Here is a 1,187-nt window from a genome sequence, read left to right as displayed (position 1 = left end):
ATATCTTGCTCACTTCAGCACCAAAAGGCATTTCTCTTTTAATTTGCTTCCACGAAACAAATGCAACCTTTTCTGGATTCCTCCATCTTAATGAAAAGCTTCCTCGCTTTTGGTAATTACTTTTGGTAAACTATAAAATTAATAAAATTAAATACATACTCCATCGGAGTAAGGTGTTACAAAATATATGCTTTTTGACAGTAGTCACAACGTTTCATTACTGTTGTTTATAAACCTTAGTCATGGTATTCCATTAAAGGGCCTTTTTCTTGAATAAGAGAATGATCTATTGAAAGTAAATCGTAGATCTAATTTATTCAATTAACTGGCTGTTTAGTCGCTTTAGAAGCAAGGTGTTTTTTTACTTTTCCAATCACTAACAATAGCAGTGGAAGAAAGACACAGATTGTTAAGGAGTACGGTGTTAATGCTATCAAAATAAACTGATGGAAGCTTACGATATTGGGATTCATAAAGATTGAAAAGGGAATAATTAAAAACGCCAATGGAAAGGTGAGAATTTTGTAGCTTTTTAAACCTAACACCTGAGCTAATCCAAGTGAAAGTGCATAATAACAAATTGTCGCCTTAAAATACAGCGTCAGCATCCATGTAATGGCAACTAGGATTTCTACCCTTTGGATAAAGGTTCCAATAACGATTTTTTTCCCTAACATATACGACGGATAGGATTGTCTTGCAGTCATATTGGCACCTAAAACTAAAATGCTCAAGGTAATCAAAATCGTGATGAAGACGGCTCCAATTAAAAATCCTTTATAAAAGGATTTTTTCATTTCTGTTTTGTTAGTAACATACGGCATGACCATGAGTAAAATGCCAAGCTGTAGAGGGTTTCCCCAATTTACGTATGAACCCTTTAAAATGGGTTTCAGACCTTCTCCGAAAATAGGCTGAATATATTCCATCTTTATTTGAGGAATCAGAAACAAGAATAATATAAAAAGCAGCATGACAATCCATGGAAAAAATATTACTGCCGAACGACAGATCACTTCCAATCCTAACCGCACACCAATTAAGCATGTAAGCGCAAATATAATCATAATTATTTGCAAGGGTGTTTCAACCAATATTTCCGTAGTAAAAAAATCCCCGATATCCCGAACTTGTCCGCAAGTAATATGAAAAATATAAAAAAGGTAGAGAATGGATGCGATTTTGCC

The 1,187-nt window shown here is 34.3% G+C and carries 1 protein-coding gene; it reads right to left on the bottom strand.

The window, feature by feature from the left end:
* Positions 1 to 317: 317 nt before the first annotated feature.
* Positions 318 to 1,187: GerAB/ArcD/ProY family transporter (locus tag JN080_RS28765; protein ID WP_256239354.1), on the bottom strand; the 870-nt coding region annotated here is incomplete at its 5' end.

Source organism: Bacillus sp. EB600, assembly GCF_024494385.1.
Classification (GTDB): domain Bacteria; phylum Bacillota; class Bacilli; order Bacillales; family Cytobacillaceae; genus JAEVLT01.
The sequence above is the reverse complement of the archived record's forward strand: the minus strand, read 5'-3'. Positions and strand labels throughout refer to the sequence as shown.